Here is a 14,418-nt window from a genome sequence, read left to right as displayed (position 1 = left end):
GTATGTAACTATTAAGTCAAAGGAGTTGAAAAATGGATTGGTATACGACCTCTGAACAATTCTTGAGACAAATGAATGATTTCCAAAGGGCTTCTTTTGAAAATTGGTCATCTATGTTTCCTGGAACTCAAAGCTTTAGTATGTCAAGTTATCGTGATAATTTCAACAAAGCTTTGAGTTTTCAAGAATCTTTACTGACTAATTCTTTGGAAGTACAGGCTCAATTAAGCCGTATGTATATAGATACCCAGAAGCAATTCTTGCAGGGATATTTCAACGTTTTACGTAACTGGTACAGCTATTAAACGAATAAACTCAGTAGATTTTCTGCTAGAGTATGCTTGTCAAGGAGAGAAAAAATTAAACTGTGCAATCGCTTCCTTTTGAGGATACTCTAAATTTCATCAGCCCCTAAATAAATTTATTTTATTGGGGGCTTTTTAATACCTTCATTTAATACCTTCATAATTATTAAGTAAGTTGGCGAGAAAAAACAAGCTATGTAACGAAAAGCAAAATCTCTATATTTATCTTGTATTGACGCTACTCTGCGAGAAGCCTCTACGCGTCTAGAGCGCTCAAGCGCTACTACAAACTAATTATGATTATTAACACCTACTTAATTAGAGCAAAATCCACATATTCTCTTATCCAAAAATTAGTCACTCAAGAGAATTGAGAAAACGGAAGAATCAATATTTTCATCACTAACTTTGTGGGCAATTGCCCATGAAGCCTAAATTGAAAAAGGTCAAGGACTAAAATAAAAATGGATACGGAGCAACTTTTCCAATATCATATAGATGTCTCAGACTAAGTCTGTATTGGGGTATACAGTTATTACAGCGATTTAGCTGTTTTTTTAGCTTAGTCTTAAGTTTATCTATCTTAAGAATTATATTGAGCTAATCAATTGGTTTTATCCTCTATCTTAAGGAAGAATATACATTCAAGATTATCAACAAAGCTAAGTTAACAAGATTATTAAAGCCTTGGATATTAACCTAAATGCCTATAAAAAAAGGGAATTGAGTGATTACTCAACTGTGATTTAAGTTAAATAGGGACATAAATTGAACTCATCCATATTATCGAACCATAAACTTGGAACATAATTTAGAGTGAGGTACTGTACAAACTAAAGTTAATATACACTATGAAAGGTCGTTGTTTCAGGGACTAGAGCACAAGCTTAATTGATTTGGATGCTAAACCCGATCGCTAAAATTAAATCTTGGTAAATAAAAGATTTGCTATTGATTAAGTTGTATAACCAGGCGGTGATGCGTAGACCAAGAATCACAGTCACTTCGTAATGAATTTAGGTGGCTGAATAATCCCAGATTTTCAGAAAATAAAGCAAATAATTCAGATAATTTAGAAATTAAGCTCTGTAGGTTCATTATTTTTGTTGCTAACTACAAAGTATAAAAATGTTTAATGAAGTCGGAACTTCTTTTCTACAACGCCTAAAAGCTATATTGGGTGCGCTTGTGTTAGTTATCTTGACGACTGCACTCGGCTGGGCATTAATGCTTGTGCAACCTGTCAACGCACAAGAGTTGCGATCGCTCAACATAGATGGAAACAATATCACCGTTTCTGGTTTATCGTCGGGCGCATTTATGGCGGTACAGATGCATACAGCTTTCTCAAACCGCATCCAAGGGGCTGGTGTAGTTGCTGGCGGGCCATTTTACTGCGCTCAGGGCAACCTAACAAAAGCGCTAACCACCTGCATGAAACCGATCCCAATCGCCGCTAACCCTCTCAAGCCGCCGAATGGAAGAGAACTGGCAACTTTGGCACGGAAGTTCTCCAATGAAGGTAAAACCGATCCCGTATCTAACCTAAGTGACGATAGCGTCTATCTTTTCAGCGGTGCGATGGATTTCACTGTCTACACCCCAGTGATGGATGCTACTCAGAAATTCTATAAAGCACTTGGCGTTCGGAATCATAACATCGAATACATTAAGAATATTCCAGCTGGGCATGGCTTCATTACTCCCGATTGGGGGAAGCAGTGCAGCCTTAGCCAGTCGCCATTTATCAACGATTGCGACTATGATCAGGCTGGAAACATCCTTAGACACTTGCTCGGCAACTTAAACCCGCCGGCAAAGACTCTTAGCGGGCAGTTGATTGAGTTTAAGCAAGATAAGTTTGTACAAAATCCACGCGCTCATGGCATGGCTCAAAAAGGTTATGTCTACATCCCTCAAACTTGCGCTAATGGTGAGGCTTGCAGGCTGCATATTGCCCTGCATGGCTGTGAACAGTCCTATGAGGATATTGGTGACGAATATTATGCTCACACTGGTTATAACCAATGGGCTGATAGCAACAACATAGTCGTGCTTTATCCTCAAGCTCACCGAATGAGACTCAAGAATCCAAAAGGTTGCTGGGACTGGTGGGGCTACACTAACGGCGAATATGCTTTCAAGAATAGTATTCAGGCTTCTGCCATCATGAAGATGGTTGATAAGTTAAGTAATGGCTAGGGCGCGATCGCTTAGTGTCATTCATCCTTAAGACAGAGAAAATCACTCTAGGGGATCACTAGATTAGGAGCAGTTAACCATTAACTTAATAACTGGATTGTAGGCACTCAAGCATCACAGCTATCATCAAATCTAATAAATCTTCCCAAGCCAAGTCATAGCAAACCTTTGAGGATTTCTGGAGATATCTCATGCCATCCTCTAACCTACTAGCTGTTTTCAACCCTTCAAATTACTGGCGAGGCGGTCATGTCATTATGCCTTGGCAGCCGATATATCAGCAGTTCCAGATCCCACCAGAAGAACTTGTATTAAGCGATTTGAGCGATCCCGCAAGCACACCCTTATTGGCGCAGATTGACCGGGTTGATCCAGAAGATCCATCTCGCGATACCCTAGTGTTTTCGCTTGCTGAAGCGATTCCATCTGGCTCGGAAGATTACTCGATTACCTCAGCTTTTGTTAAGGTTGACCGTGGTAAGCCCATTCCTCACGACGAATTGGGCAAGCCATCCCTGGAGGTAGTCTACGGAGCGGATGGGCAAGAGCGTGGAGTCAGATTAGTGAACAGCCGATTGATCATCTGGTTTAATCTAGTCCCTGCACCAGAGAATGACGGTCGAAATTGGTTTGCTGGTTCAGCCACCAGCGTCCAGCTTGACCACCAAGAAATCCTCGATCAGTTCCAAGCAGCGATGGGTGAATGGCTAAACCAAGATCCGGAAAAGCGCTGTATGCAGGTAGATCAAATTCAGCTGATGGAACTTCCTTATTCAGAATCGCCTTCCTACCAGGTTAGTTTGTATGATCGCTCCTACCGACTTGTCTCCCACTCTAGCGGGCCAATGCGAGCCAGCATTACCATTGCCTCAGAACCATTCGATTATAATGACTTAGAACCCAATACGGGTAAGGAACGTCATCTAACGTGCCAACTGTATCGTGTCATTAGCCTCTACGCCGATGCAGACTATTTGATAGAAGAACTGTTCGTCAAAGGAAAGCCCAAGGGAGAGCAGGATGGAAATCATGCTGCCACAGATGCCATCAACCTCGAATTTGCAGCTCGCTACTATGCCTACATGGACATGAGCCAGCAGCCGCAAATTTATCAGAATCCTAATGTACCTGATTGGTTTGCCGTGGGTTCCTCTTTTGAACCATATGCTGGATACGGATTTGCAACAGATGTTCATGTGGACTCAGTGACCTATCCTCATGATGTGAATGACAGGCGGTTCTCCTGGCAGTTATTACCTGGTAAATCTGCTAAGTGCTTGCATTTATTTATGCGTTGCCCAGAGAAGAACTTCGATTCGCGGGCAGGTCAATACTGGCATGAGTTCATCTATAAACCACTCAAGGCTGAAATTTACCAAGAATCTCAGAAAAAACTGACTGATATCTGGGATGAATTCCAAAAGCAGTTGAGCGAGTCACAAAAAAAGCTGATTTACACCTGGGTTAATAGCCTTCCTAATGGAAAGAGCCGAGTCAATTTATCTGATACTTTCCAGAAAACTCTCAATTTTCAACGAGAACTGGTGAATACAACTTTCAAAGCTCAAGAGGTAGCAAGCAAATTAGGAGTGGAAACCCAAAAACAATTTTGGGATAACTATTTCAAATTAATGCAGAAGACAGCACGGTAGATATCAAATTTAAAAGTTTGGTTAATAGGTCTAAAAACCTCAGGAGTTTTCTCTCCTGAGGATAATTTGCTGTCGGATCGTCGTCAGGCTATATTGATTTTCATTACCAATTAAATGAATATTCATCAATAAGAATATTTGTCTTTCTGTATATAATTCATTAGTATTTCTCATGAAATTATTTCAGTCATTAAAACTGAATATCTAATTAATAAACATATACAATACTGTTAATTAATGGTAAAAAGAAATTTAAATTTTGTTTAATTTGAATAAGGAAATAATTCATCACAAATCCAGAAAACATAAACTCATAGTAGAAATTTATACATTCTTTTTTTTAGAAACTTATGCCGCAAATTCAATTAACAGAGCATTTGTTTTTTGCTGGCACTGGTTTTTTAATAATGTTTAGGTAAATCTAATGACATTTGTGAAGTGGAATCTAGTGAATCATAGTGATTTGATACTATTGTTGACTTAACATTTTGTAGAAAAATTTTTAGAAAAATGTCGAATAGTCAGGTAAGATTTTGATAACAAAAGTGTGATTAAATATCGATCCTCAGATTACAATAAGGGACGACAATATACCTCGATTCAAAAGGAAGTGGTTATTCTCTCCGCCCCACTTCCTCTTCACCTAACAAACATGGTGAGGAATCTAGCGGTAAAAGTTCTAATGACTACTACTACTAATACTAATTTTTTTACAGATTCCCGGAGACAGTTTAGTGAGTCACAAAAAAAGCTTGCTGAAGTCTGGGAAGAGTCACAAAAACAGTTGAGCGAATCGCAGAAAAAGCTTGTTGAAACATGGATTGACAACCTTCCCACTGGAATGATTCAGGTAAATCTATCTGATACTTTCCAGAAAACTCTCAATTTTCAACGAGAGTTTGTGAATGTTGCCCTCAATACCCAACAAGTGGCAATGCAATTGGCAATGGAAACCCAGAAGCAATTTTGGGATAACTATTTCCAAATGACGCAGAAGACAGCACAGGAGACACCAAGCACAACAACAGCTAGTTGGTAAGCTTGAAAAATAGACTTCAGGAGCGATCGCTTCTGAAGTCTGCAATCACAAATGAACAAATGGCAAGCAGCGATCTACTGACTGGAGTGCCGCGTACATTACTAATTCCTCTGCGAGCCAGAGCCGAGGAACACGCTCGTATAAATGCCCTATTTCGAGATCCTCAAGCACTGGATTGGTTCCAATCTCTGCTGTGGGACGCTGAATTAGAAACTTGGTATGACTGGAGGTACCAAGTCTGCATTAGTGTGCGGACAAAGCTATTGGATAATATTGCCGCACAGCACATTGCCGTCCATCCCAACTCCCTAGTCGTAGAATTGGGAGCGGGTTTGTCTTCGCGTTATTATCGCGTCGGAGAAGGAAAGACCCAGTGGATTGAGCTAGACTTACCACAAGTTATTAACGTTCGCTTGAGTGTTGATAGCCCAACAAGCGAGCATCGATTTTTGGCTGCTTCGGTGCTGGATCGAGATTGGATGGATGAAATTCCAACGATTAAGCATGAGAATATTTTATTTATTGCAGAGGGATTGTTTTACTATTTTGAGGAGTCAGAGGTTAGGCAGTTAGTTGAGCGCCTGCGAGAGCGGTTTGGAAATGCAAAACTAGCTTTGGATGTGGGGGGAATAGTTTTTAAACAGTTCAACGCCAACAAAGCTGCTCGTCTGGGAGCACCAATGAAGTGGTTTGTTGAGGACGAACGGGATGTAGCAGCATTAGGATTATCTGTGGAGAAGGTTTTTCCTTTGTTGGACTGCTATCCAGAACGCTGGGGTTTGGTTCCCTGGATCGGCTGGTGGCTAATATTTTGGCGATCGCCTCTGCGTAATTTTTGCTTGATTTTAGAGACAAAATTAAATCCTGTGAATTAATTATTATGGACGAACGGAAAAAGATAGCGATCGCTTGCCAAGGAGGCGGCAGTCATACTGCTTTCACTGCTGGAGTTCTCAAAAGACTGCTCGAACGAGGCATACACGAGCGTTACAACGTTGTCGGATTAAGCGGCACCTCTGGTGGAGCAATTTGTGCCACCGCTGTTTGGTATGGCTTGTTAAAAAAAGCCCAAGGAGCTACCGAAGAACCTTACCATTGGCTAGTCAACTTTTGGGAGGATAATTCTGCCATACTTCCCTGGGAACAGTATCTTAACTTTCTGACTGTTTGGACAGCTCGCTTACAAAACAAGGGCGTTCTACCTGCTGTAGCGACAGATCCTTATTCAACACAATGGTTTATTAGCTGGTTGGAAGCGCTTTCTCCTCGCAAGGAATATCTAGACTTAAGAATGATCCTAGAAAACCACATTAACTTTCAGGAGTTTGAGCAACTGGTTTTCCCTTTAAGTCCTCGGTTATTACTAGGGGCAGTTGAGGTTCTCTCTGGAGAATTCAAAGCCTTCGACTCCTACAAAGGAGAAATAACAGTAGAAGCTATCATGGCTTCTGCGGGCATTCCTACTATCTTCCAAGCCATCAAAATTGGCGATGGAGTTTATTGGGATGGCTTATTTTCGCAGAATCCTCCCATTAGCGCCTTTGTTAAACAAACTAGAGTTGAAAAGCGACCTGATGAGATCTGGATTATTCAGATTAATCCAAAAACCTGTGACGAAGAACCATCAACAGCCCAAGGTATTGTCGATCGCCGCAATGAATTGACAGGTAACCTCTCGCTCTTTCAAGAAGTCAAGTTTGTAAACACCATCAACACATTGATTGAAAAAGGATATTTAAATCCCGAATACGCAGGGTTGTATAAGATCATTAATATCCGCTGGATTAGCATGGATAACCAATTTGCTAACAGTATTGACTATGCATCCAAGCTAGATCGCTCTCAAGAGTTCATTACAAAACTAATGGAGCATGGAAAAGACCAAACGGATAGATTTTTGGAACTTCTTGAAGAGAAACCTGCTCTTGTTTGCAAACCAACGTAATTTACTCAATTCTCAATGCTGTTGGGCTTGCTATAACCGTTTTCCAGAATAACTTGCAGGGGGATGCCAATTTGAATGTTGTGGCGATCAAAAGCTATTTTGAGCCGACGGCGCAATTCTTGCGCGATTCTCCATTGTTTGAGTGGGGCCGTTTTAATCCAAATCCGGATCGTGATGCCGGTGTAGGAAATTTGATCTACTCCAAACAGCTCGTGAGTATCCAGGATCGTAGATTGCCATTCTGGCTCTTGTGCCATTTGGTCAACAGTTTCTCGAACCACTGCCAAGGCACGGTCAACATTGGTATGATAAGCAACTTCAATCCGAAAATCTGCTCGTGCCCAAATCCGTGACATATTTTCCACTTGAGCAATCAAGCTATTTGGCAAGGTAATTAAATTCCCTGCATCGCTGCGGATTTGAGTAATCCGCAAGTTGAGGTTTTCCACCTTTCCAGAAACATCACCAACTCTAATGTAATCACCAATCCGAAACTGGTCTTCTAGTAAAATCAAAAATCCATTCACCAAATCTTTGAGCAGGCTTTGTGCTACAAACGAAACCGTCAGGGCAAATAATGCTCCCAACGCCAAGATAGATACTGGCACTACATCAAGCCACTGGAGAACCCAGAAGATACCGACTGTATAAATTAGAACCTTTTTTAGCCCTTTAAACGCATTGGCGATTGTGGCAATCCGTTGGAGATTGACTCCAGTCAATAATTGCTCTTGCTCCCAACGCCAGATAAAGCGATCAATGCCAAAATCGGATAACTGATTGATTAACCCCATGAAAAACCAGGCAATCAAAACCACAATTGGAACTATGACGACTTTCTGCGCAAAATGACGCGTTTGGGGAAAGGCATTGAGACTGTAGGCAATTCCAATCACCCAAATAAAGGCAATTGCCCAAAACAGCAACCATCGCACAAACCGGACAATCTGAAATCGTTCTTGTAGCCCAAAATGATATTGCAGTCTTTGAAAAAGCTGCACCCCTGACTCTGCATCCAATGGTTCTAGAGTCGCAAGCTCTTGGGTATGAATAAATGCAGATTCTGCTGCTTGCCGTTGCTCAAGCTGTTGTTTTCTTCGTCCAAAAAACGCCCAGGCTATCCCTAACATCAAAGTCAATAGCGCGGTTGTAACCAGGGCTTTGATTACTGTGGAAATTTGTTGCCGCAATGCTTCGGGTTGGCGTAGTTCGAGTGCCTGTCGAAGTTCCTGCTCTAAAATCTTTTTCCATTTATTTGCCAATCGTTCTTTGCTAACCGAAGCATATTGGGCATCTGCATCTGTCACCGTTAGCAAGACCTTGGCTTCAGCCAGGTTTTTATCTTTAACAAATAAAACTGGCTGTTCGTTCACAGTTTCAATCAAAACCTGCAATGTTTTGGGATCTAGCACTTCCTCGCCCGACAAGCCACCACTGGCAACAACTAACGCAAGATTCGCTTCTATTTGTTTGGCACGAATTTCAACTGGTATCTGCTCACTGGGTTCGCTGCGATTGAGTATAGCTGGAGATGCAATCCTGAAGAGTTCTTGACCATCAAGATGTACCCAAGTAGATTCAAGAGTGCCTCGTCGTTCTACGCCGACAGGTGGTGAGTGTGTATTACTAGGAGTTGTTAAGGATGGCAATTGTCCCAAGACGAGCGATTGGTCTATGGCGGGACTCATCATCACAATCAGTATCGTGATGCTGTAGATGACTAATTGACGTAGCAGATCACTTCTTTTCCAGCCTTGACGCTTAAATATAGGTGCGATCGCCATAGAAATTAAATATGGGACTGGGGATGTGTGCGTTTCATGCTGCTACATTCCGCCGAAGGTGAGATGCACAGAAACAATTGGCTCTATTGATTTTTCCTAATCAGCGAAATCGATAGTACAACAAAGAAATAAGAATTTCATAAGTACTAAATAAGGTTTTGTGCTTGAACAATAGACTTCAGAAGCGATCGCTTCTGAAGTCTGCAATCAGAAATTAACAAAGAGCTTGGATGCAAGTAGCTAGCTGAAGGTGGCTTTGTTTGAGGTAGCTTGTCGTCAGTTTTGATAAACAACTTTACCAAGGAACTCGGCCAATGCGGCGACAAAGAGTTCGGGGCGCTCGACTTGGGGTAAGTGACCGCAGTCGGGTATTAAGGCTAGTTGTCCATGCTGTAGGCGTTTGACGGCATTTTCAGCCTGTTCTTTTGGTAAAACCCGATCGCGATCACCCCACATGACAAGAGTTGGCATCTGCAACTGTGGTAGAGAGTCGAGCAAAATCTTATACTGTCCCAATACATTCAGCTGAGTACGCAGCGAGGATAGGGTAGCCTCAAGAAAACCGGGCATCTTTGCCATCCGTTCCTGCTCTGCCAGCCATACCGCAGGAACCCTGTTGAGGTGAGCGAAAAGTAGCACTGCTCGCGACCAAGCCCGTTGCTTTGCGCCTAAGGGCGTTTTGCTCCAGGCAATAGCAGCCTCTCCGTACCAAAGCAGCGTTAACTGGGACAGAAACGGGTTAACCAACTGACCCAATCCGGAGCTACTTACCAAAACGAGTGCCGCCACTGCTTCAGGATATGACAGTGCAAAGCGCAGGGCAACTTGTCCACCTAGCGAGTTGCCAACTAACACAGCCCGCCTAAGCCCAAGTGCATTGAGAAAATCGCCCGCAAACTGCGTGTAAAACTCTGGCGAATAGACAACATCGGGTTTAGAGCTATCACCGGCACCTGGAAAGTCTGGTGCATAAACACGATGGGTAGCTCCCAGTATGGGAAGTACCCAAGACCAATCAAGAGTGCTTTCGCCATCTCCATGCAGCAGTACTAAAGGTGGATCGTCATCATTACCATTACCTGCTGTAAGGTAGCAGATATTTAGATCCCCTACATTTATTTGCCGCTTTTCAACAGTTGTTTTCACGCTTTGCTCCACTCGCATTTATAAAGTGCAATTAACGCTGTGTGATCTCAAGTTTGCATATTCACATCAAGTAAAAGCCTTCGTAGGGTGCGTTATGGACGGTAGTTCTAACGCACCGAAGATCTAGAATGGTGCATTGCACTACGCGACAACACACTATACAAAACTAGGCAGAGCCACCAAACCCTCGTTACCAGGTTTGACCTGGTAACTAGAACTAGAGCCAGAGGCTCTCTTGCACTAAATTCACAGCTTAAAATCTCAAAAATCACTTACACAATCACTATTTGTTTGGAAATCCTTGGGCTGCCAGCAGCATTAACTCGACTGATCGCGCGATCGCACTTTCAACATCACTCCAGAAGTATAAGCTTTGTGAAGCTATTAATGCTAACCAAACTGAGCTTGCGATCGCACTCCATTTGAAGAGCGGATTCATATCCAACCAATCAAAAAAGCTCGGTATTACCAGGTTGCTAAAATCTCCCTTAACTTTGTCGTGGGCTGGGATCGGCTCATAAAGATTGTTTGGCGCATCTTCGGACTTTGGCTCATTGGTTCGCTGGAGTTGGAAGCTAACGAGCAGCAACAAGTAATCTACGAGTGACGGCGAGATCCGCTGGAGTAAATCTATTGCCCTAGCTGCATCCCCAACGATAAAGTCACGGGTGGGATGAGAAGCTACGTAGAGGATGGCGTCAGCCACCAAGCTGGGTTCGTAGTAGGGTGGTGGCGCTGAGGGTTTGACGCCTAGCTTTGTAAGAGCATTGTTGTAGAAGGGTGTGTTAATCGACGCAGGCATCACATTTGTGACACTGATGGGTATTTTTTCGTGTTGCAGTTCTACACGCAGGGATTCGAGAAAGCCTTCAAGAGCGTGCTTGGCGGTGCAGTAGGGACTTTGCAGTGGAAGCGATCGCCTGCCCAACATTGAAGAAATGTGGATCAGCGCTCCCCGCCCCTCACGCTTAAGATAGGGCAAAGCCGCCATTGCACCGTATACTTGCCCAAGTAGGTTGATATCGATAACGCGCTGAAACTCTTCTGGTTTGATATTATCGACAGTGGCAAAAAGACCGACAGCGGGAGTATGCACCCACGTATCGAGTCGCCCATACTCCTCCACCGCTTTGTCTGCGATCGCTTTAACTTGATCGAATACCGTTACATCGGCAACGATTGCGGTTGCCACACCACCAAAGCGTTTAATCTCATCTACCAAGGACGCCAGCCCCGGTTCACTGCGAGCAGAGACAACCACCCTTGCCCCTCGCTTTGCAAACTGGAGGGCTGCCTGTCGCCCAATGCCGCTGGAAGCCCCAACGACTGCAACCACCTGCTGATCTATTGGCTTCAGTTCCTGCGTCATATCCACTCTCAATCCGAATTAAAGTTTTCATGCATTCGAGCGTTACCTTCGAGAGAGCCGTTAATTAGAGGTTTCGCTGCCTTCTTAGCAAAATACCTGCTACTGTGTTCCCAAACCTCCCACCAGAGGGATAGGTTGATGAATACCTACAAAAAAATACCCCTAAATAGGGGATAGGGGATAGGGGACAGGGAACAGGGGACAGGGAACAGGGGATAGGGAACAGGGGACAGGGAACAGGGGACAGGGAACAGGGGATAGGGGACAGGGGATAGGGGACAGGGAACAGGGGATAGGGGACAGGGAACAGGGGACAGGGGGAAAGAGGATGAGGGGAAAGAGGATGGGGGGACAAGGAGATGAGGGAGTGATGGAAGTAAATTCTTCCCCATCTTCCCTCTGCCTTAATCAGCGCGTACCTTCAACCAATCGGCGATCGCGGGTGGCAAATCTCGCTGCACTTTACCGCTGACATACATCCCGATATGTCCGACAGGGAAAGACCTTACTGTGTAATCATTTGTACCAACATACCTTTCTAAGGCGATAGAAGATGTAGGCGGTACCAAGTGATCCTTTTCAGCATATAGATTCAGTACGGGCATGGAAAGATTACTTAGATTGACTGGCTTGTCTCCAATCATCAGTTCGCCCTTAATGAGTTTATTTGCCTGATAGAAATCCTTGAGGAACTGTCGGTAGGCTTCGCCTGCCTGATCTGGGCTATCAAAGATCCACTTTTCCATACGTAGAAAGTTCAACAGCTTGTCTTCGCTGTGCATGATCTCTGGGAAGTCTAGATATTTTTGAATTCCCAACTGCCGAGGCTTCAACATCAAAAACTCGAAATTGAGAAAATCACCGGGAATATTGCCTAAAGAATTTACCATCAGGTCAATATCTAAAGCCTCCGCTCCCACGGTACAGCCGCCGCGCATATACAAGAGCGCATCCGGGATTTGAAAATCCACCGGTGTAACCATCACGATCAGGTTTTTAACCTTTTCTGGATAGATAGAACTGTAGCAGAGGCTGAATGTTCCGCCCTGACAAATTCCTAGCAGATTAATCTTGTCTAGACTATGCTTTGTTCTAATGAAATCTACACAGTTATTGATATAGTCGTTAATGTAGTCATCTAGGGTGAGCCAGCGATCGGCTCGTGTAGGATAACCCCAATCAATTAAATAAATATCCAAACCCAACTTGAGCAAGTTCGCAACAAGCGATCTGTCTTCTTGTAAATCAACCATAAAAGGACGGTTCACTAAGGCATAGACAATCAGAACAGGAATGTTCAGTCGCTCTTCTACCATTGGTTGAAAGTGGTAGAGAACTAACTTGTCCTCGCGATAGACTACTTCCTTTGGGGTTACTCCAATTTCAATATCTTCTTCTCGCAGGCGACTCAAATTTTCAATGCCTTTGATTACCTTTTTGGTGAGTTCGGTATACTCTTCAGTTGCATCATCAAGACGCATTTGCATCAAAAATGGCAGCATGGCTTTGTGTTTACTCCTTGCAAATGTTGAATCAACTTATACCGTTTCTCTCAAATCTGGCGCTACATCAATCTTTATGTCTTCCTAATCTGGTGAGTCCTCTAACTTCTTTTTTGAGAATTACGTCTAATGTAAATTAGCCGAACTCACCTTGAGTTGTACTGAATCATAGATTGATTGCAAAATCCCATTTTTAGATGATAACGAACACAGATAAACACAGATGCACACAGATGATTTATCTCGTGGTTTATCTGTGTCCATCCGTGGTCGATTTCTAAAATATGATTTTTGCTTGCCATTTTAAGTTACATCAGACGTGAATTAGTATTACCTAATAACTACTGTCCTTCATCTTTTGGCGGAGTTGTTTGCGCTTGAGCTTCATATTTAGCTAAGGCTTTTTTCAGGTTCTTAACCTCTTTGCGCAACTCATAGATACTTTTGTGAACCTCGTCCACTTCGCTGCGTAGGGGCAGATTCATCATTTTCATCCACACCTCCAAAAGCTCTTGCTGATCGAGTCTGTAGTTATTGAGGGCATTTAAGAATCTACCCCGAACTTTGAGATTGTCTTCGGAACAAAATGCCTTCTCAAACACTTCATCGGCAATTCTGCCCCACAGTTCCTGAAATTGTCGCCAGTCTTTAACCTTTTCGCCCTTTTCTGCAAGGGTGATCAACTCTCGCATCAGTTCTTCAAAGGATTGTGCCTGGATCTCGGCTAGTAAAATTTGATAGTCAATACTGGCTCGATAAAGTGTCGTCCAGCCATCAAACGATCGCAGTAATTTACCATTAATTTCACGACTAGGCCCCAACAAGGGAATTTGCATCAAACTGCCAAAGCTTTGCTCGTATAGCAGATTCCAGTAGAGGTTATTTAGCTCAATCCAGGGTTGACTGGTGCCAGTAGTTGCTGCCTGACTTAGCGGATCAACAGTCGCCCCCAGGGCATTCGCCCAAAGTTGGCTAAATTTTTGCGTCTCTTTAAGGTAGAGTTGCCACAACTCTGCTGCATTTTGATTGACTTTGAGAGTTCCCTGAGAAAAGTCCTCAACTTGAGCGCGCAGTTGCTCTGTGTAGTTCTTCAGGGAATGTTGCCAGTCCTCTCCAGATTCAACTTTGGGAAAGAGATCTTGCCAAGTATTAAATGATAATTTGAGTAAGCGGAGCAGCAGTTCCTGATTTTCTGCAAATCGCTGATTAATAGACTCTACTCCTGGTTTGGTATCTGCGATCGGATTGCGAGCTGCTAATGCCATCATGTCAAACCAGCTTTTCCAAGCCTGAGTGCCTACCTCAGTCCAAGTTTTCATGACTTGATCTGCCATTCCACTCCAGGAATTCGTTTCTTTTTGCATTTGTGATTCCTTGATTGAAAATTCGATGAGACTATTCTTGATAAGGGAATTGGGGAAAATAATCCCCCAACAATACACTAGCTAAATTCCTAACTTTTACGGAATCTGGA

General features: G+C 43.2%; 11 protein-coding genes. 6 read left to right on the top strand and 5 right to left on the bottom strand.

Annotated features, from left to right (window positions below):
• Positions 1–32 precede the first annotated feature (32 nt).
• From UYC_RS0123215 to UYC_RS0123190, 6 genes are all read left to right on the top strand, one after another.
• Positions 33–305, top strand: coding sequence for a hypothetical protein (locus UYC_RS0123215; RefSeq protein ID WP_016874908.1), 273 nt, complete (start codon positions 33–35; stop codon positions 303–305).
• Positions 306–1,433: 1,128 nt separating this feature from the next.
• Positions 1,434–2,507 carry an extracellular catalytic domain type 2 short-chain-length polyhydroxyalkanoate depolymerase gene (locus tag UYC_RS0123210; protein ID WP_016874909.1) on the top strand — a complete coding sequence of 358 codons (1,074 nt, stop codon included), beginning with the start codon at positions 1,434–1,436 and terminating at the stop codon, positions 2,505–2,507.
• 191 nt (positions 2,508–2,698) lie between these two features.
• The gene (locus UYC_RS0123205; protein WP_016874910.1) at positions 2,699–4,159 is read left to right on the top strand and encodes a hypothetical protein; all 1,461 of its coding nucleotides are present in this window, start codon (positions 2,699–2,701) and stop codon (positions 4,157–4,159) included.
• Positions 4,160–4,841: 682 nt separating this feature from the next.
• Positions 4,842–5,198 (top strand): hypothetical protein, encoded by a 357-nt coding sequence (locus UYC_RS35725; protein WP_100227219.1) that lies wholly within the window; start codon positions 4,842–4,844, stop codon positions 5,196–5,198.
• Positions 5,199–5,200: 2 nt separating this feature from the next.
• A complete protein-coding gene (locus tag UYC_RS0123195) occupies positions 5,201–6,073 on the top strand; it encodes a class I SAM-dependent methyltransferase (RefSeq protein WP_235082956.1) in 873 nt (290 codons plus the stop codon).
• Between the two features lie 5 nt (positions 6,074–6,078).
• On the top strand, positions 6,079–7,143 hold the full coding sequence (locus UYC_RS0123190) for a patatin-like phospholipase family protein (RefSeq protein WP_016874913.1): 1,065 nt from the start codon (positions 6,079–6,081) through the stop codon (positions 7,141–7,143).
• 5 nt (positions 7,144–7,148) lie between these two features.
• Here UYC_RS0123190 and UYC_RS0123185 read toward each other — a convergent pair whose 3' ends face one another.
• The 5 genes from UYC_RS0123185 to phaE all read right to left on the bottom strand — a co-directional run bounded on the left by UYC_RS0123185 (position 7,149) and on the right by phaE (position 14,308).
• Complete coding sequence (locus UYC_RS0123185; RefSeq protein WP_016874914.1) at positions 7,149–8,927, bottom strand: mechanosensitive ion channel family protein; 1,779 nt, start codon at positions 8,925–8,927, stop codon at positions 7,149–7,151.
• Positions 8,928–9,203: 276 nt separating this feature from the next.
• A complete protein-coding gene (locus UYC_RS0123180) occupies positions 9,204–10,073 on the bottom strand; it encodes an alpha/beta hydrolase (RefSeq protein WP_235082957.1) in 870 nt (289 codons plus the stop codon).
• Positions 10,074–10,356: 283 nt separating this feature from the next.
• The gene (locus tag UYC_RS0123175; protein ID WP_016874916.1) at positions 10,357–11,442 is read right to left on the bottom strand and encodes an SDR family oxidoreductase; all 1,086 of its coding nucleotides are present in this window, start codon (positions 11,440–11,442) and stop codon (positions 10,357–10,359) included.
• Positions 11,443–11,846: 404 nt separating this feature from the next.
• Complete coding sequence (phaC, locus tag UYC_RS0123170; RefSeq protein WP_016874917.1) at positions 11,847–12,944, bottom strand: class III poly(R)-hydroxyalkanoic acid synthase subunit PhaC; 1,098 nt, start codon at positions 12,942–12,944, stop codon at positions 11,847–11,849.
• A 341-nt stretch (positions 12,945–13,285) separates the two neighbouring features.
• Positions 13,286–14,308: a class III poly(R)-hydroxyalkanoic acid synthase subunit PhaE gene (gene phaE, locus UYC_RS0123165; RefSeq protein WP_016874918.1), complete on the bottom strand. Its 1,023-nt coding sequence runs from the start codon at positions 14,306–14,308 to the stop codon at positions 13,286–13,288.
• Positions 14,309–14,418: the final 110 nt, after the last annotated feature.

Source organism: Chlorogloeopsis fritschii PCC 6912 (assembly GCF_000317285.1).
Taxonomy (GTDB): domain Bacteria; phylum Cyanobacteriota; class Cyanobacteriia; order Cyanobacteriales; family Nostocaceae; genus Chlorogloeopsis; species Chlorogloeopsis fritschii.
This window is presented reverse-complemented; position numbering and strand designations above follow the sequence as displayed.